At 59.8% G+C, this 18227-nt stretch carries 18 protein-coding genes; 10 read left to right on the top strand and 8 right to left on the bottom strand.

What is annotated here, in order from left to right; all coding sequences use genetic code 11:
- Positions 1-285: 285 nt before the first annotated feature.
- Positions 286-726 (top strand): glyoxalase superfamily protein, encoded by a 441-nt coding sequence (locus Q4481_RS15925; RefSeq protein ID WP_304377394.1) that lies wholly within the window; start codon positions 286-288, stop codon positions 724-726.
- A 62-nt stretch (positions 727-788) separates the two neighbouring features.
- Here Q4481_RS15925 and Q4481_RS15920 read toward each other — a convergent pair whose 3' ends face one another.
- Both Q4481_RS15920 and Q4481_RS15915 read right to left on the bottom strand, forming a co-directional pair.
- Positions 789-2819, bottom strand: a complete 2031-nt coding sequence (locus Q4481_RS15920; RefSeq protein WP_304377393.1) for a DEAD/DEAH box helicase — start codon at positions 2817-2819, stop codon at positions 789-791.
- A 157-nt stretch (positions 2820-2976) separates the two neighbouring features.
- The gene (locus Q4481_RS15915; RefSeq protein WP_304377392.1) at positions 2977-3837 is read right to left on the bottom strand and encodes a hypothetical protein; all 861 of its coding nucleotides are present in this window, start codon (positions 3835-3837) and stop codon (positions 2977-2979) included.
- A 133-nt stretch (positions 3838-3970) separates the two neighbouring features.
- On the opposite strand from Q4481_RS15915, the gene Q4481_RS15910 reads away from it, so the two are divergent.
- Positions 3971-4351 carry a VOC family protein gene (locus Q4481_RS15910; RefSeq protein WP_304377391.1) on the top strand — a complete coding sequence of 127 codons (381 nt, stop codon included), beginning with the start codon at positions 3971-3973 and terminating at the stop codon, positions 4349-4351.
- A gap of 10 nt (positions 4352-4361) precedes the next feature.
- Here Q4481_RS15910 and Q4481_RS15905 read toward each other — a convergent pair whose 3' ends face one another.
- From Q4481_RS15905 to Q4481_RS15890, 4 genes are all read right to left on the bottom strand, one after another.
- Positions 4362-5351 carry a WD40 repeat domain-containing protein gene (locus Q4481_RS15905; RefSeq protein ID WP_304377390.1) on the bottom strand — a complete coding sequence of 330 codons (990 nt, stop codon included), beginning with the start codon at positions 5349-5351 and terminating at the stop codon, positions 4362-4364.
- Positions 5351-5764, bottom strand: a complete 414-nt coding sequence (gene imm45, locus Q4481_RS15900; RefSeq protein ID WP_304377389.1) for an Imm45 family immunity protein — start codon at positions 5762-5764, stop codon at positions 5351-5353. The genes Q4481_RS15905 and imm45 overlap by 1 nt, the downstream gene beginning before the upstream one ends.
- Complete coding sequence (locus Q4481_RS15895; RefSeq protein ID WP_304377388.1) at positions 5761-6870, bottom strand: CobW family GTP-binding protein; 1110 nt, start codon at positions 6868-6870, stop codon at positions 5761-5763. Before Q4481_RS15895 ends, imm45 begins: the two co-directional genes overlap by 4 nt.
- Before the next feature lie 123 nt (positions 6871-6993).
- Positions 6994-7785, bottom strand: coding sequence for a creatininase family protein (locus tag Q4481_RS15890; protein ID WP_304377387.1), 792 nt, complete (start codon positions 7783-7785; stop codon positions 6994-6996).
- 79 nt (positions 7786-7864) lie between these two features.
- On the opposite strand from Q4481_RS15890, the gene Q4481_RS15885 reads away from it, so the two are divergent.
- The 4 genes from Q4481_RS15885 to Q4481_RS15870 all read left to right on the top strand — a co-directional run bounded on the left by Q4481_RS15885 (position 7865) and on the right by Q4481_RS15870 (position 11022).
- Entirely contained in the window at positions 7865-8392 is a 528-nt protein-coding gene (locus Q4481_RS15885) for a MarR family winged helix-turn-helix transcriptional regulator (RefSeq protein WP_304377386.1), read from the top strand.
- 127 nt (positions 8393-8519) lie between these two features.
- The gene (locus Q4481_RS15880) at positions 8520-9542 is read left to right on the top strand and encodes a LacI family DNA-binding transcriptional regulator (protein WP_304377385.1); all 1023 of its coding nucleotides are present in this window, start codon (positions 8520-8522) and stop codon (positions 9540-9542) included.
- Positions 9543-9552: 10 nt separating this feature from the next.
- Positions 9553-10515, top strand: a complete 963-nt coding sequence (locus Q4481_RS15875; RefSeq protein WP_304377384.1) for a 2-hydroxyacid dehydrogenase — start codon at positions 9553-9555, stop codon at positions 10513-10515.
- A gap of 102 nt (positions 10516-10617) precedes the next feature.
- Positions 10618-11022 (top strand): hypothetical protein, encoded by a 405-nt coding sequence (locus tag Q4481_RS15870; protein ID WP_304377383.1) that lies wholly within the window; start codon positions 10618-10620, stop codon positions 11020-11022.
- A gap of 18 nt (positions 11023-11040) precedes the next feature.
- Here the strand turns inward: Q4481_RS15870 and Q4481_RS15865 are convergent, their stop codons facing one another.
- Together Q4481_RS15865 and Q4481_RS15860 are read right to left on the bottom strand one after the other, a co-directional pair.
- Complete coding sequence (locus tag Q4481_RS15865; protein ID WP_304377382.1) at positions 11041-12624, bottom strand: DHA2 family efflux MFS transporter permease subunit; 1584 nt, start codon at positions 12622-12624, stop codon at positions 11041-11043.
- 28 nt (positions 12625-12652) lie between these two features.
- Positions 12653-13864 carry an HlyD family secretion protein gene (locus Q4481_RS15860; RefSeq protein ID WP_304377381.1) on the bottom strand — a complete coding sequence of 404 codons (1212 nt, stop codon included), beginning with the start codon at positions 13862-13864 and terminating at the stop codon, positions 12653-12655.
- 131 nt (positions 13865-13995) lie between these two features.
- On the opposite strand from Q4481_RS15860, the gene Q4481_RS15855 reads away from it, so the two are divergent.
- The 4 genes from Q4481_RS15855 to Q4481_RS15840 all read left to right on the top strand — a co-directional run.
- On the top strand, positions 13996-14664 hold the full coding sequence (locus tag Q4481_RS15855) for a TetR/AcrR family transcriptional regulator (RefSeq protein ID WP_304377380.1): 669 nt from the start codon (positions 13996-13998) through the stop codon (positions 14662-14664).
- Between the two features lie 197 nt (positions 14665-14861).
- Positions 14862-16316, top strand: coding sequence for a glutamate--tRNA ligase (gltX, locus tag Q4481_RS15850; protein WP_304377379.1), 1455 nt, complete (start codon positions 14862-14864; stop codon positions 16314-16316).
- Positions 16317-16331: 15 nt separating this feature from the next.
- Positions 16332-17831, top strand: coding sequence for a lysine--tRNA ligase (lysS, locus tag Q4481_RS15845; protein ID WP_304377378.1), 1500 nt, complete (start codon positions 16332-16334; stop codon positions 17829-17831).
- A 62-nt stretch (positions 17832-17893) separates the two neighbouring features.
- On the top strand, positions 17894-18227 hold a 334-nt coding region (locus tag Q4481_RS15840), incomplete at its 3' end, for a hypothetical protein (protein ID WP_304377377.1).

Genomic DNA, 18227 nt, shown 5'->3' with positions numbered 1-18227 from the left:
TCCGGCTATGGACGTTTCGGCGGCAAGGCTGCCATCAACGAGTTCACAGAACTCCGCTGGATCACAATCGAAGATCCCAACCAGCATTACCCGTTCTGAGCATAATTTGACAAAATCGCTCTGAACCCCTATGTGAGCGGCAGGGACGGAAACCCCTGCCGCTCGCAGTCCTTAAGGACATGGTGAAGTTTCCCAATTTCGGATCTGTTCCATCTCGATGGCATTCCGGTCATTGGCAATGCGGGCCCCAATATCTCAGTTGCGAATGCCGGAAAGAGGATCGTTATGGCTCACATGGCCACGCTTCCTTCACTGGAAGCATTGAAAGAGCAGGCAAAACGCCTGCGAGAAACGCTTGCCCGACAGGGTTCCGAGATCAACCACTCCAAGGCGCTGGAATTGCTTGCCGGCCAGTTCGGCTTCCGCGACTGGAACACGTTGCATGCCGCTGTCGGCAATCGGCCACCGAAGCCGGTTCTGGCGATCGGCTCGAAAGTGTCCGGTCATTATCTCGGCCAGGCCTTCACCGGCGAGATCATCGCCATTCAGGCCTTGACCAGCGTTCACGGCAAGTATCGGGTGACATTCGATTTCGACGAGCCCGTCGATGTCGTGACCTTCGAGAGCTTTTCAGCTTATCGCAAGCGGGTCACCGTGACGCTCGACGAAGACGGCCGTACCGTCGAAAAGACCTCGAACGGCCGGCCGCATATGGTTCTGGCATGAACTCATCGTTGATTGTGGCCACCCCTGTCTGCTGAGAGCATTGGGGGTGGCATATCCACCATTCAGCCGTTCGGCTTGCCGGTCTTCTTCTTGCGCGGGCGATCGCTTCCGGTCGGTTGATCCGGACGACCGCCAGGCTTGCCCCAGGATTTGCCGGCTGGCTTTCCCTTGTCACGCGGAGCTTGCTCGCGCGGCGGCTTGTCGGCGAAACGATCGCGTGATGGCTGATCGTAGGAGCCCGCTGCAGCGGCGTAATCTGCCTTGCGGCTTTTCTTCTTCGGAGCGGCTGCACCGAAATCGCTCGCGGGTTCGTTGAACTTCTTCTTGAAGTCGCTCTTTTCGCGCGGCGGCCGATCCTGGAAATCACGCGAGGGCCGATCGTTGCTGCGCTTGCGATCCTGGAAGGCAGGCTTGTCGGAGAAACGCGGTGCCGACGAACGGCCTGCCGACGAGAAATCCGGTGCCTGGTCCAGAAGGGTCACGCGCATGCCGCGGTCCAGCGTGCGCTGCGGACCGATCGCCATGAGGAAGGTTTCCGCGCCATCTTCTGTCAGCTGCACGAAGGTTTCTTCCTGCATCATCTTGATCTGGCCGATGGCGCTCTTGGTAATGTTGCCCGAGCGGCAAAGAACCGGGATGAGCCAGCGCGGTTCCGCATTCTGCTTGCGGCCGACCGACAGCGAAACCCAGACCGAACGACCGAAATCCTCGTTGTGGTCGCGGCTGCTCTCGGTGCGCGGTGCGCGTTCCGGGCGTGCTTTCGGGCCGTTCAGCACATAGCTCACATCAGAGAGATCTTCGGGAGCAGAATGGCCAAGCCGATACTGGCGGACAAAAGCTGCTGCGATCTTCTCGGCGCCATGGGTTTCGATGAGGCGTGCCACGAGATCGGCTTCATCCTCTTCGACACTGGCGGAAAAAGCCTCATGCTGCATCAGGCGCTCATTGTCGCGCAGATTGACATCGTCGGCGCTCGGTGGGCTTGCCCATTCGGCGTTGAGCGATGCCGCCTGGAGCAACCGTTCTGCTTTGCGTTTCTGGCTTGTCGGCACGACGAGTGCGCTCACGCCCTTGCGACCGGCGCGTCCGGTTCGGCCCGAGCGATGCAGCAGGGTTTCGGGATTGGTCGGCAGATCGGCATGGATGACCAGTTCGAGGTTGGGCAGATCAATGCCGCGGGCTGCCACATCGGTGGCAATACAGACACGGGCACGACCGTCGCGCATGGCCTGTAGCGCATGCGTGCGTTCCGACTGGCTGAGTTCGCCCGAGAGTGCAACAACCGTGAAGCCGCGGTTGTTGAGCCGCGCCGTCAGATGGTTCACTGCCGCGCGCGTGTTGCAGAAGACGATGGCGTTCTTCGCCTCATAGAAGCGCAGAACATTGATGATGGCATGGTCGCGATCATTCGGGGCAGCAACAAGGGCGCGATACTCGATATCGCCATGCTGCTTCTGCTCGCTCTGGGTGGAGATGCGAACGGCATCGCGCTGATAGCTTTCGGCCAGGCGTGCGATGGATTTGGAGACGGTCGCCGAGAACATCAGCGTCCGGCGATCTTCCGGCGCTGCCTCGAGAATGAACTCGAGATCTTCGCGGAAACCGAGATCGAGCATCTCGTCGGCCTCGTCGAGGACGACAGCCATGATCTGGCTGAGATCGAGGACTTCGCGGCTGATATGGTCGCGCAGGCGGCCCGGTGTGCCGACGACGATATGGGCGCCGCGTTCAAGCGCGCGCCGCTCGGTGCGGATATCCATGCCGCCGACACAGGAAGCGACGGTGGCGCCGGTCTTTTCGTAGAGCCATTCGAGTTCGCGTTGCACCTGCAGCGCCAGTTCACGCGTGGGCGCGATCACCAGTGCGAAGGGAGAACCGGGGCGATCGAACCTCTGGCGTCCGGCCAGAAGCGTGGGTGCGAGCGCGAGGCCGAAAGCCACGGTCTTTCCCGAACCGGTCTGGGCTGATACGAGTGCGTCGGCGTCAACGAGCGCCGGATCCAGCATGGCCGTCTGAACCGGAGTCAGTTCGGAATAACCGCGTTTTTCGAGCGCGACGGCAAGGGCCGGCTCAATGCCTTCATAATTGTTCATTCTTGCTCTTTCGGATGGTGCAGATTGGGCAAGGAGACCATGCCATCTGACGGAACGGGCGCGAGGCGCGGCCCAAGTCTGGCCGCCTTATTAATGTGCAAACGGCCTCTTGTCGAGTGCGTGTAACGCATGTCTTGTCTGCAAGGCGCACTTGGCGTCAGAAACGGTTACCGTTTTCGACCGCGAGCTTTTTCAAAGCATCGGAATCCGGTCGGTAGGCTTTTGTGGCCTCGTCCCAACTGTAGGTGACCCTGATTTCGCCCCTGGCTTCCTGCGGCGGGACTTCGCTTCCACAATCCTCGCCGGTTGGTGTGATCATATCGGTCACAAAAACCGTGATCGGTGCATAGGGCCTGGCCTTGGCCGGGTTGGATGCAAAGCGGATTTCCTGATTGTGCTCCGCCGCACAGGTCCGGTCACTCAGAAGCGGAATCGTATCGATATGTTCGATCCGGTCGTTGCGGACCAGCAGCATCGAATAGCTGTTGTAGGACTGGTTGGAGTTGAAATGCGAACTCATGGTGAGGATCACATCCGAACCATCCGCCACCGAGAGCGTCGCCTGGTCAAAGAAATAGGTGCTTTCATCGAACCCGACATCGACGGCATCGAGAAAGTCGTTTCTGATCCCGGCGTCATAGAGTGCGAGAACTGCAAGACCCTGTGCTGCATCTGCCGCCTGGGCGAAATCGAACAGCACGAGGCGGCGTTTCTTGCCATCGGCGTTCATGATCGTGGATGCGATATCGAACAGCCCGTAACTGTCGGCGTCCTTGCTCTCGAATTCCGCACCGCCGATATGGCGGATCTTTGTTCGGGTCTTGCCGACATAGCCATTCTCCACCGACTTGATGTCAGGCACGAAGCGCTTGGCAAGATCGAGATAGGTGGTGATCCCATAGGCATTGACGGCCTTGTCGGGATTGTTGAACTCGACATCGGCCGCTTCGGACGAAGCAGGGCCGGATAAGGCAAGACTTGCGCCGATCACCAGCATCCTCAGCAAAGACTGTCGCATGCCCCACTCCGTTTGCCCCCGATGAAGATATCGGAAGCATTGCCAACATCAACCGGAATCTCCGGTCCATCGGGCCAAGGCTTGCGCATATGTTCACTCTATGTTCTTATGTGTGCAACCCGAGGAGACGATGATGCAGAAACATGGAACCTTTGCCTGGAATGAACTGATGACGGCTGATCTCGAGGCCGCCAAAGCCTTTTACGCCAGCGTTGCCGGATGGACCTATCAGGACATGCCGATGGACGATGGCTCCTATACGCTGGCCTTCGTTACGGGCGAGACGGTTCCGGTCGCTGGCCTGATGGCCTGGCCGGCGGATCAGGCCGGGAGCAACGACTGGTTTGCTTACCTTGCCGTTGACGACATCCGTTCGGCCATCCAGACCGCGACCGTGGCCGGCGGTGTGGTCGAGCGCGAGCCCTTCCAGATCCCGGGGACCGGCTGGATTGCGATTGTCAGCGATCCGGCTGGTGCGATGATCGGTTTTCTTGAGCCGGCGCCGATGAATTGATGGTGTTGGTTCAGGCGCTGATATCGATGACGCCGCAATCGCCGGCTTCGGAGGCAAAGGCGAGGCGCTTGCCGGATTTCGACCAGCTCATGGAGGTGATGGCGCCCTTTCCGGGGCGACGCAACAGCGCTTCCTTCTCGTCGGCCAGCCGAACACCGAGGATCATGCCGTCGATATAGCCGATGGCGAGAACCTCTTCGTTCGGATGGAAGGCGACGCTGGTCGCCATGATGTTGGCGCGGGTGCCGAGTTCGAGCGGCGCTTTGCCCATCGGGCCGTCCTTGGCGGAAAAGGGCCAGACGATGGCCGCTGGCGCGCCCGAGGATGCGAGCCATTTGCCCTTGACCGACCAGGACGTCGACTTGATCTTGGCCGGGTAGCCGGTCATGCGCATGTGGCGCGCTTCTTCGCCGGGCTTGCCATCGAGCTTCCAGCCATGCAGCGCATTCTCCTGCATGGCAGTGACCAGAAACCGGCCATCGGGCGAGAAGGTCACCTGATTGTGAGCGCCTTTCCAATCGAGATCGACCGGAGCGCCATTGGTTGCCACCCATTGCAGGGTCACACCATTATAACGGGCCAGTGCGACGCGCAGACCCTTCGGGGCAAAGGCCAGGCCTTCGATCGTCCGTTCTTCGGTGAAATCGCGCGCTTTGCCATCGCTGGTGACGACGGTTGCGGTCTTGCCATGGGCAAAGCCCACCGCGCCCGAAGGACCGGCGGCAACCGCCATGATCCATTTGCGCGGCGCTTCGGCAACGAGCTTGACGCTGCCATCCGCCGAAATGCGGTTGATCTTGCCGTCTTCGCCTCCTGTCAGAAACGAGTTGGTCGCGCTGTCCAGTGCCGTTGCGAGAATGCCCTGATGCGCCGCCTCAGTCTTGTGACCCATGTCGAGACGGTGGATCTCGCCGGACGAGGCGACGAAAAAGGGTGTCTCATCGAGAAAATGCGCGGCCAGCACATGGCCTTCGAGGTCAAGCGGGGCGACGGTGGGCATCAGACATTCAACCTTGGTGCGGGCCGAGAATTCCGCCTGACCAAGGTTCCGGTCATCGGCATCGGCACAGGATTTTCATTCTCATCAAGTTCATAATTGTAGACGAACCACTTGTTCCAATTAGCGTGAAGCCATGACGTTTCAAGCGATAATTTGCCTTCGCCCTGACTTTCCTTCGGTGCATAGAAGAGCGGCATCCCGGCCTTGTAGCCTTTGGTAATCATCAAGCCGAGCTTTTGATCGTACCCCCAGAGTTCATAGATCAAGAGATCGACGGGCCGCGAATCCGGGCCGATTTCAGGATGGTGCGGCAAACGAATGACATCCCCCCGCCACAAGCTCGTGTCGCGGAGGTCTGCAAGCGGCGTCCATCGCCGCGTCGAAATGCCTCTGGAAGACCAGGTTTCGGTCAAGCCGCCTCGCAGGCCTTGAAGCTTTCCTCGATCTTCTTGCGGTCGAGTTCGCGGCCGATGAAGACGAGGCGGCTTTCGCGCTTCTCGCCTTCTTTCCACGGGCGCTGGTGATTGCCTTCGATGATCATGTGGACGCCTTGGACGACGTAGCGTTCGTCATCCTGTTCGAAGGCGATGATGCCCTTGAGGCGAAGGATGTTCGGGCCCTGAATCTGGGTGATCTTCTCAATCCAGGGGAAGAACTTCTTCGGGTTCATCTCGCCACCGCGCAGCGAGATCGACTGAACCGTAACGTCATGGATCGCAGCCGGCGCATGGTCATGGTGGTGATGATCGTGGTCATGATGGTGGTGATCATGATCATGGTGGTCGTGATCGTGGTGATGATGGTCATGATCGTGATGATGATGGTCGCAATCGGGACCGCAGGCATGGTCTTCATGGCCATGTTCGAGGAAATGCGGATCGTTTTCCATCGCGCGTTCGAGATCGAAGGCGCCGACATCGAGGATCTTCGAAAGGTCCACATTGGAGCGCTGGGTATGATAGATCCGGGCCGAGGGGTTGATCACGCGAACAATGTCTTCGATGCGTTTGACCTCGGCGGGTTCGACGAGATCGGTCTTGTTGATCAGAACCACATCGGCAAAGGCGAGCTGGTCTTCCGCCTCGCGGCTATCCTTGAGGCGCAGCGGCAGATGCTTGGCGTCCACCAGAGCCACAACGGCATCGAGCTGGGTCTTGGAGCGGACATCGTCATCCATGAAGAAGGTCTGGGCCACCGGCACCGGATCGGCAAGGCCGGTCGTCTCGACGATGATGGCATCGAAGCGGCCGGGGCGGCGCATCAGGCCTTCGACCACGCGGATCAGGTCGCCGCGCACGGTGCAGCAGATGCAGCCATTGTTCATTTCGTAGATTTCTTCGTCGGATTCGACGATCAGATCATTATCGATGCCGATCTCGCCGAACTCGTTGACGATCACCGCATAGCGCTTGCCGTGGTTTTCCGTAAGGATTCGGTTGAGCAATGTCGTTTTGCCGGCGCCGAGATAGCCGGTCAGCACGGTTACGGGAATGGGCTTTTGTTGAGCGGTATCGGTCATGATGGCCTCGATGCAAAGGCGGGCGTCACTGCGTCCGGATGAAGATCGTCCTCATATAGGAGATCATGCCGGTGAGATCAAACGTGGCAGCAGAAGATTTCGACCGGTGGGGCAGTCGGTCTTTCATGTTTCGGAGGGTTCTGTCCGGTCGACCGGATGCAGCCGGGACAGATCGAAGCGAGCCATATCACCCACCAGTTCCACCAGGCCGTTCACAGCATCGGCGATCAGTTTTTCCCCCTTTGCAGCGCTCGCCCGGCTGGCATGGCCTGCAGCGCCATCCGGGTTGAGGTCGCGCATCATCCAGCCGAAGGCGTGCGGTCCGTAGGCTCTCAGATGCTTGAACTCGCGCGCGAAGACCTCTTGTTCGGATGGAAAATCCCGTGCCTTGCCCATGTCGACCTGATCGGGAGCGAGCGCCAGCATCACCGATGTCTCGATGGCGCCGCCATGGATGTCGAAAGCCTTGTCGGCGGGCGAAACGATCGCGGGATCGATGCCGAACCGCGCCCAGTGGGTGGCCACGCACAGCATGTTGAAACGCACGCGCGCTTCTGTTGCCACCACCGTCAGCAAGGGTGAATTGCCGCCGTGGGCATTGAGCAGCAGTAGCTTGCGGATGCCGCTTTCATTCAGGCTTTCGGCAATGTCGAGCCATCCTTCGATGGCTTGCCGATAGGAAAGCGAGCGGGTTCCAGGTCTGTCCGAATGCTCGATCGAATAGCCAATCGGATCGGCTTCGAGGAAAAGCATGGGCAGATCGGCCGGCAAGGACTTTGCAAGCCGTGTCGCAATGCCTTCCGCAATGATCGTGTCGGTTTCGAGCGGCAGGTGCGGGCCATGATATTCGTGGGCACCCAGTGGCAGCACGGCGATGGTCATATTTGCGGTTGCGAATGGTTCCGGTCCGTTCATTTGCAACTCTCCCCTTGCCTTCGGTCGCGTCCTTACGCATACATAATTTAAAAATTTAAATCAAAGCGCCGGGACGGGAATGGCAAAGAAGGACAAGCAGAAAAAGCGCGACAAGTCCGCCAAGGAGAAGCCGGAAGCGGAAAAGGCCAAGGATGGTCCGGTTCCCGGCGAGCTTCTGAGCGACCTGACCCGTTCGGCCCGCTCCATGCGCACCTTTCTTACCAACTCGCTGGTTCATAGCGGCCTCTATGCCGGACAGGACGGCGTGATTCTTGCCCTCGATGGCGAGGAAGGGCTGACAGCCGGCCAGATAGCCACGCGGCTGGGCGTCAAGCCGCCCACCATGACCCGGACCCTTTCGCGCATGGAGGCGCAGGGTTTCGTGCGCAAGCTTCCCGGCGTCGCCGATGGGCGTCTCGTGCGTGCGGCGCTGACCGAGGAGGGGCGCAAGCATGTCGCCGCTATCCAGCTTGCCACCAAGGCTACCGAGGCAATGGCCTTCGAAGGTTTAAGCGAGAAGGAAATCCGGCAATTCGGGAGGATTTTGCGTCGGATCAACCGCAACATGGCCGGAAAACCGGGTGTCGAGGACGGTTTTGGTGAATAAAGACAAAGATGACGGGTGTGATAGTTGCGGCTTCAAGCAATTGTGATACCTCAATTGTTTCAGGGAGACGGCAGGAGTGCAGATTGTTCGCAAGGAACATGGGCAACCTGCCGAAAGGGGAGAGTGAATGGCCCAGAAGGTGAAGTTGTCGACGATCGCCGAAACGCTTGGCGTTTCCACAGCGACCGTTTCGCTTGCGCTTCGCGATAGTCCGCTGGTCGCCGTATCGACGCGTGACCGCATCAAGGAACAGGCGCGCGCGTTGGGCTATATCTATAACCGCCGCGCGGCCAGCCTCAGAACATCGCGTTCCGGGATCATCGGCGTCATCGTGCATGACATCATGAACCCGTTCTATGGCGAAATCCTGAAGGCGATCGAAAGCGAACTCGATCGCAGCCAGTATACGTTCATTCTCTCGAACCATTACGATTCGGTCGAAAAACAGCGGAATTTCATCGAGACGATGCTGCAGCTCGGTGGCGATGGCATCATCATGTCGCCGGCCATCGGGTCGCCGCCTGAAGATCTGGAACTGGCAGAGGAGAACGGCATGCCCGTCATTCTCGTTGCCCGTACGATCGATGGCGTCACCTTGCCCGGTTTCCGGGGTGACGACAGTTACGGGATCTCGCTTGCGACCAATCACCTGATTTCGCTCGGCCACAAGGTCATTGCCATGGTGGGCGGCACGGATCAGACATCGACCGGGCGCGATCGCTATCAGGGTTACGTGAACGCCCTGCGCAAGGCCGATATCGAAGTGCTGCCCGATCTGCGCATTCCGGGACCCCGGACAAGGCAGGGCGGTTTCGAGGCGGCGGTTCACTTCCTGTCGCTGCCGCAGAAGCCGACGGCGGCTGTTTGCTGGAACGATCTGGTTGCGATCGGCCTGATGAACGGGATCGCGCGCGCCGGCCTTGTTCCGGGCGTCGATATTTCCGTCACCGGTTATGACGATCTCGAGGAGGCGTCGATTGCCACGCCGGCGCTGACGACCGTCTGGAACGGTCAGTCGGAGGTCGGCCGTCTGGCAGCGCGGGCCTTGCTCGATAGGCTCGCGGGAAGCCATGACCCGGATGGCCTGCATCTGATCAAGCCCGAGATGCGAATCCGTCAATCGACCGGGCCTTTGAAACCGCGCCGCTGAGGGAGCATCCATGACCACCATTCTTCTGATTGGCCGGGTTCATCCGCGTGTCCGCCAGAGGGTCGCCGAACGGTTCGAGATCATCGAGATTGCGAAGCCAGACCCGTCCCTCGTCACACCCGAGATTGCGGCAAAGGTCGTAGGGTTGGCCTCCTTCAACGCCATGCCGGCTGCCATGATCGATGCGCTGCCGAACTTGAAGATCGTCGCCAATTTCGGCGTCGGCTATGATGGCGTCGATGCGCGCCATGCCGCCCAGCATGGCGTGATCGTCACCAATACGCCGGATGTGCTCGATGAGGAGGTTGCCGATACCACCATCGGCCTGCTGCTCAACACGATCCGGCTTCTGCCGCAGGCGGAGAACTGGCTGCGCGCAGGCGAATGGGAAAAGACAGGATCCTTCCGCCTGTCGCCTCTGTCCCTGCGCGGTCGTCATGTCGGGCTTTATGGTCTAGGCCGGATCGGATTGCAGATCGCGCGTCGACTCGAACCGTTCAATGTCAGGATCAGCTATCACACCCGCTCGCAGCGCCCGGATGTCAATTACACGCATTATCCCTCGCTCGCAGCGCTTGCGGAGGCCGTCGATACGCTGATCTGCATCGTGCCGAAAACGCCGGAGACGCGCCAGACGATCAACCGCGATATCCTGGAACGGCTCGGCAGCAACGGCGTCCTCATCAATGTGGGACGCGGCTGGACGGTCAGCGAGGACGATCTGATCGACGCGCTTTCCCGCAAGGTGATTGCCGGCGCCGGCCTCGATGTGTTCGAAGACGAACCGCATGTGCCATCCGCGCTCATGACATTCGACAATGTTTCGCTTCTGCCGCATGTGGCTTCGGCTTCCGTCATCACGCGCAATGCGATGGCGGATCTTGTGGTCGATAACCTGATTTCCTGGTTCGAGAAGGGACAGCCTCTCACGCCGGTTCCGGAAACGCCGTTTGCCGGCAGATCCGATGGTTAACGCTCCGGCCCGATGGTAAGTTTCCGTTAAGTTCTCGGGCGCATCATGCTCCTACGAGGTGTCGACCGCCGTTACCGGTCGCCTTTTCGAGAAGGAGCGGGCATGAGAAAACGTACCATCGCAGCTTTGTCGGTCGTGACTGTGGCCGGCATCTGGATTGCTTTTTCCGGAGGCGCCGACAGGATCGATCCGATCATCTCCGCCTCGACGACGCCATCCGAGAGCCAGGATTTTACCATTTCCAACATGCAGAACGGCACTGCCTGTCTGTTGACGCGCAGCAAGCGCATTTCATTCCGCTCCAACGGTATGCAGGCCGAAAGCGAATGCGATGCCGTCTGGCCCGGTCTTGCGACTGCGCGCAACTGGACGCAGAACGAGGATGGAACCGTTGCCCTGACCGATATGAGCGGCCAGGCGATCGTGACGCTCACCATCGGTGATGGAGTGGATTATGTTGCGATGGAACCCTCGAACGCGGTGCTCGCTGTGGCCGCCATCAACTGATCGCTACCGAAACGCCCATTAATGGCTGTCCATGGCCGGTGTCGCGGGCTTCGGCTTGGTCAGGAGCAAGGTCAATAGAACCAGCGACGCGAAGAGACCCGTCAGCAGAACGAAGACATCGATGAAGGACAGCATGTAGGCCTGCTGTTGGGCCATGCCGTAGATCTTCTTGATCGCGATGGCCGCACCATCAAACCCGGATGCATTGTACTTTGCCGTCAGGTTGGCGATCATCTCGGTCGCTTCCGGATTGCCCGGATGAACATGTTCGGCCAATTGGGCGTAATGCACATGGGTCTGCCGGGTCAAAACCGTATTGATCAGCGCCAAACCCACGGCACCACCGAGATTGCGGGTCAAGTTGTAGAGGCCGGAGGCGCTGCGGATACGGTCGAGCGGCAGCGTGCCGAGCGCGACATTGTTGATCGGCACCATGGCGATCATCATCGAGGCGCCGCGCAGGATCTGCGGGATGATCAGTTCGTCGAAGCCCCACTCGGCGGTCATCTTGCTCATCGTCCAGGTGCCAAGCGAAAATCCGGCAAAGCCGATCATCATCATCACGCGCGGGTCGAGCTTGCGCGACATGATGCCGGCAACTGGCGCCATCAGGAACATCGTCAGTCCCGAAACGAACATCGTTTCGCCGATCATCAGCGAATCGAAGCCGCGAATGCGTCCGAGATAAAGCGGATAGATGTAGGTCAGGCCATAGATGCCGATGCCCATGACGAAGGAGAACATCGAGCCGAAGGCGAAGTTGCGATTGGCAAAAGCACGCAGGTCGACAATGGGAAACGGGATGGTGAAGGCGCGGTGAAAGAAGATCAGGCCGCCGAGAAGCGTTGCGACCGTTCCCAGCGCGATATGGCCGTCATCGAGCCAACCCTTGGCGTTACCCTCTTCCAGCACATATTCGAGCGAGCCGAGAAAGACGGCGAGGGCCGCCAACCCGATCCAGTCGAATTTCTTCATCAGGCTCATTTCAGGCTTGTCGAAATCAATGAGCGACCAGGTGGTGATCGCGACCAGAATGCCAGCCGGGACATTGATGAGAAACAGCCAGTGCCAGGACATGGCATGCGAGATATAGCCACCGACCGTCGGCCCGATCGTCGGGGCCAGTGTGGCAACAAGGCCGATGATGGGCGAAACGACAGGCCGCTTCGATGGCGGGAAGACAGTGAAGGCAGCCGCAAAGACCGAGGGGATCATGCCGCCGCCGATAAAGCCCTGAATGGCACGGTAGATGATCATCTGATCGATGTTGGTGGCGGTGGCCGCAAGCGCGCTCGCAGCCGTGAAACCGGCGGCGGATACGGCAAACAGCACGCGCGTGGAGAGAATCCGCGCCAGCGTTCCCGAAAGCGGGATCATGATCACTTCGGCGATCAGGTAGGATGTCTGGACCCAGGCGATCTCGTCATTGCTGGCGCTGAGACCCGCCTGGATTTCCGCAAGCGAAGCAGAAACGATCTGGATGTCGAGGATCGACATGAACATGCCGAACACCATCGCGAAAAAGGCGATGACACGGCGAACGGGAACCGGTTCCTCTTTGACTGCAAGAGGAATGGCTGTCGGCTGGGCGGTGGCGGCCATGGGCCGATTCCTTCTGTCGGGTTGCCGTTCAATCGGCCTTGGCGACATGCACCGGATTGGTGCCTGTGCGGCTGTCGACATCGACGACGACGCTCAGGCCGGCGCGCAGCCTGCCGCTGTCGAGTGCTTCCTTCGGCAGTGCGATGCGGACCGGAAGGCGCTGGATGATCTTGGTGAAATTGCCCGTGGCATTTTCCGGCGGCAGCAGCGAGAAAACTGCGCCCGAGGCCGGCGAGATTGATTCCACCGTTCCTTCGAGCGGCTCGTCATCGAGCGCATCGACATGGACGCGCACCTTGGCGCCCGGCGAAACATGGGCGATCTGGGTTTCCTTGAAATTGGCCTCGATATAGAGCGCCTCAACCGGAACCAGTGCGGCCAGACGCTGGCCGGGGGTGACAAGATCGCCAGCCTGGACGCCGAGATTGCCGACGACGCCATCAAAGGGCGCCTTGAGCACGGTGAAGGAAAGATCGCGACGTGCCTTGTCGAGCTGCAGTTCGAGCGAATGGATGGTGCTTTCGGCTTCCGCGCGCTGGGCAATCACCACAGCAATATTGGCCTCGGCCGCACCAATGCTCGATTCGGCGCCGGCGAGATTGGCGCGGGCCTGATCAAGAGCGATCTGGGCATTGTCGCGCGAGGCAACCGTGCCGACGGACTTGGCTTCGAGCTCGCTGGCACGCGATGCAGTCAATTCCGCTCCACGGACAACGGCTTCAAGCGCCGCCTTCTGCGCATTGGCCTGCGCGAGCGTTGCCTTGGCGGCATTGATCTGGGCGTCAAAACGCTTCAGCGCCAGCTTCTGCGTGGAAATCTGTGCTTCTGCCTGTGCTGCCGCGATCCGGTAATCGCCATCATCGAGCGTCACCAGCGGGTCACCTGCCTTCACATGCTGGTTGGCAACCACATCAACGCTGCGCACATAGCCGGTGACCTTCGGCGCGATGTTGGTGATGTCGCCTTCGATATAGGCATCGTCGGTGGAAACGATGAAGCGGCCTTCGGTCCACCATTGGTAACCGTACCAGCCGGTACCCGCGAGAGCTGCGAGAAGAATGACGGGCAGAACCAGCTTCGGCCGCCGACGGGAAGCGCCAGCGGCCGAAGTGGCGACGGGTTCGGCGGAGGTTGCCGCAGGGGAGGCGGCCGCAGGCATTTCTGTCGCGCTTTCCGAAGTTCCGTCGCTGGAGGATTCGACGCGGCGAAGAGAAACACTATTGGTGGGGGACTTGGTCATGACAATTCTTTCGCCTATCAATCGAACCGAACGGTTCAGTTCGATTTGACATACTCACTTTTATGACGCATATCAAGTGCGATCGAACCGGATGGTTCGAAATAAATTAACAGTCGTCATGGGAGGCAGAGTTGAGTGACAGCATCGAAGGCGCGACCACCGCGATTCCGCGACGGCCGGCGGCCGGTGAGGACCCTGCCAAACGGGAGCAGATACTCGATGGCGCGCAATGCGTCTTCTGGCGAATGGGTTTCGATGCCGCCAGCATGAACGACATTACCCGCGAAGCCGGGGTCTCCAAGGGGACGCTCTACGTCTATTTCGAGAACAAGGAAGATCTGTTTGCGGCGATGGTCGATCGCAACCGCATGCGAATCGTGAACCTGATCAGGGAAGCGCTGGAGGGCGATCTGCCGCTCGAAGAGACCCTTCTCAGGTTCGGGCGCACCTTTGCGACCCATCTCTGTTCCGACAAGGCAGTCAAGGGTGCGCGAATGGTGCTGGGCGTCATCGACCGCATGCCGGCACTCGCCAACCGCTTCTTCGCGACAGGACCGAACAGTGGTCCCATGCTGCTTGTGAGCTACATCGACCGCCATGTGAAGATGGGCGATCTGGCCGAAGGGATCGACAGTACGATTGCCGCCCGCCAGTTCGCCGAACTCTGTATGGCAGGGCTGTTCCGCGCGCGGCTCTTTGGTGCCATGCCGACACCCCCGAGCGAGGAGGAAGTTGAGCGCACGGTGCGTTCTGCTGTTTCGATGTTCCTCAAGAGCTACGGACGAAACCAGCCGGTTTGAGGTTCCGCCAAGCAGCTTCGTCTTGACCTTCCATCGGGAATGTGGCCTAAGGCAGCCCGAACGGAATTGCCCGGCAGACCGTGAATTTTCCGCCTTCCGGGTCGATTTCAACGCTCATTGCATTTCCGTCTGCCGGCGCTTCCAGCCAGGAGCCGCATGGCCGGCGGTTTTGCCCGTTGCTCAATGGACTTTCGCTCATGACCAAATCTGGCGTCCGCGTCCGCATCGCACCCTCGCCGACCGGCGAGCCGCATGTCGGCACCGTCTATATCGCGCTCTTCAACTACCTCTTCGCCAAGAAAATGGGCGGCGAGTTCATCCTGCGCATCGAAGACACCGATGCCACTCGCTCGACGCCGGAATATGAGCAGAAAGTTCTCGACGCCCTCAAATGGGCGGGGCTCGAATGGTCGGAAGGTCCCGATGTCGGTGGTCCCTATGGCCCCTACCGCCAGTCGGAGCGCAAGGATATCTATCGTCCCTTCGTCGAGAAGATGGTCGCCGATGGCCATGCCTTCCGTTGCTTCTGCACGCCCGAGCGGCTTGAAAAGATGCGTGAAGCCCAGCGTGCCGCCTCCAAGGCGCCGGGCTATGACGGTCACTGCCTCAACCTGACGGCCGAGGAAGTTACGAGCCGCATGGCGGCCGGTGAACCCTCCGTCGTGCGCATGAAGATCCCGACCGAAGGTTCCTGCGATTTCCATGACGGCGTCTATGGCGATGTTTCGATCCCGTGGGATTCCGTCGACATGCAGGTTCTGCTGAAGGCCGATGGCATGCCGACCTACCACATGGCGAATGTGGTCGACGATCATCTCATGAAGATCACCCACGTTGCCCGCGGCGAAGAGTGGCTGGCTTCGGTGCCGAAGCACATCCTCATCTACCGCTATCTCGGCCTTGAACCGCCGAAATTCATGCATCTGTCGCTGATGCGCAATGCCGACAAGTCGAAACTGTCCAAGCGCAAGAACCCGACCTCGATCTCTTACTATTCCGCGCTCGGCTATATGCCGGAGGCGCTGATGAACTTCCTCGGCCTGTTCTTCATCCAGATCGCCGAAGGCGAGGAACTGCTGACGATGGAGGAACTGGCGGAAAAGTTCGAACCCGACCATCTCAACAAGGCCGGCGCGATTTTCGATGTCCAGAAGCTTGATTGGCTGAACGGTCGCTGGCTGCGCGAAAAACTCTCGTCGGAGGAATTCCTCGCCCGCATCTTCACCTGGGCATCGGAAAATGATCGCCTGACGGAAGGTCTGAAACTGGCCCAGAGCCGCATTTCCAAGCTTGGAGAACTGCCCTCGCTTGCCGGCTTCCTGCTTGCCAACGATGTCGGCCTGACGCCGGCTTCCTTTGCGGGTGTGAAGACCACCCCGGCCGAAACGCTCGAGATCATCAATGCTGTCCTGACCGATCTCGAAAAGATGCCGGAATGGAACGTCGAATCGATCGAGGCCGAGCTTCGCGCCGTTGCCGAACGGATGGGCAAGAAGCTGAAGGTGGTCACCCCGCCGCTGTTTGTCGCCATGTCCGGCAATCAGCGGTCACTGCCGCTCTTTGATTCCATGGCGCTGCTTGGCCGGTCCGTCGTTCGCCAGCGCCTCAAGGTCGCCGCTGGTGTCGTCGCCACCATGGCCGCCAACGCCTGATAGAAAGCCAGAAACATGTCCGAACCCAAGAACCAGCAGGCCACTCTTTCTTCCGATGCGGCCGAAGTGCGTGCCCAGAAGCTTGCCATTCTGCGCGAGAAGATCGGTGACGTCTATCCGGCGCATTTTCACCGTACGATGACGAATGCGGAACTGGCGGAGAAATATGAAGGTCTCGAGCCGGATACCGAAACGGCTGACGAAGTGACCGTGGCGGGCCGCGTCTATTCCTCGCGCAACTCCGGCATGTTCATCGATCTCAGGGATGCATCCGGCAAGATCCAGATCTTCTCCCACAAGGACACGACGCCGGAAGAAGCCCGCGAGCTTCTGCCGCTGATCGATCTTGGCGACATCATCGGCGTCACGGGCAAGGTGCGCCGCACCAAGCGCGGCGAACTGACGATCAATGCCGAAACCATCACCATGCTGACGAAGTCGCTGCTGCCGATGCCGGAGAAGTGGCATGGCGTTTCCGATATCGAGCTGCGCTACCGCAAACGCCATCTCGACATCATGACCAATGAGGAATCGAAGCTGCGCTTCCTGCAGCGTTCGAAGATTCTTTCGGGCGTGCGCCGGTTCATGGAAGGCGAGGGCTTCCTCGAAGTCGAAACGCCGATGTTGCAGACAATCTATGGCGGTGCGACGGCCGATCCGTTCAAGACCTTCCACAACACGCTGAAGATGGACATGTATCTGCGCATTGCGCCAGAACTCTATCTCAAGCGCACGCTGGTGTCGGGCCTGTCCGACAAGGTGTTCGAGGTCAACCGCAATTTCCGGAATGAGGGTGTTTCCACCCGCCACAATCCGGAATTCACGATGATGGAGTGCTACTGGGCCTATGCCGATTACGAGGATATCATGGGCCTCGTCGAACGCATGCTCGAGACGCTTGCGCTTTCGCTTTATGGCACGACCGAAGTGGCCTTCGGTGACAAGGTCCTGAATTTCAAGGGCCCGTTCAAGCGCGTGGCAATGCCCGATGCAGTCAAGGAAGCGACCGGTATCGATTTCCTCGCCATCAAGACGGATGAGGAAGCGCGCGCTGCTGCCAAGGCCGCCGGCTTCGAAGTTGAAAAGGACTGGACCTGGGGCGAATGCCTGGCCTTCATCTTTGAAGAAAAGGTGGAAGGCACGCTGATCCAGCCGAGCCATGTCACGCACTTCCCGAAGGATATCTCGCCCTTTGCCAAGGAAGTGCCGGGCGAGCCGCGTCTGGTCGAGCGTTTCGAAAGCTATTGCAACGCCTGGGAAATCGCCAATGCCTTTTCCGAGCTCAATGATCCGGAAGAGCAGCGCCGCCGCATGGTGGAGCAGCTCGAACAGGCGCATGCGCGTGGCGAAAAGGACAAGCAGCTGGACGACGAATTCCTCGATGCCATCGATCAGGGCATGCCGCCGGCCGGCGGTCTCGGGGTTGGCATCGATCGCCTGATCATGCTGCTCACCAATGCGCCGTCGATCCGGGATGTCATCCTGTTCCCGGCCCGCCGCAACAAGGTGGATTGAGCCTGTCTCCATAGACTGAAAAAGGCGGCTCCGAGCCGCCTTTTTCTTGCCGGGAATTTAGTGTGCCGGTTTGGGTTCCGTTTGCCCGCCATGGTCCGCCGGAGCAGCGTGATCTTCCGCTGGTGCTGCGTGATCCTCGGCAGGCGCGGCATGATCTTCTGCGGGAGCCGCATGATCCTTCGCTGGTGCTGCGTGATCCTCGGCAGGCGCGGCATGGTCCTTCGCCGGTGCAGTATGATCCTTTGCAGGCGCTGCGTGATCTTCTGCAGGAGCCGCATGGTCTTCTGCCGGGGCGGCGTGATCTTCTGCCGGGGCGGCGTGATCTTCTGCGGGAGCGGCATGATCTTCTGCGGGAGCGGCATGATTCTCTGCCGGCGCAGCATGATCCTCCGTCGG

It is taken from the genome of Fluviirhizobium alvei, from assembly GCF_030551875.1.
Classification (GTDB): Bacteria; Pseudomonadota; Alphaproteobacteria; order Rhizobiales; family Rhizobiaceae; genus Rhizobium_E; species Rhizobium_E alvei.
This window is presented reverse-complemented; position numbering and strand designations above follow the sequence as displayed.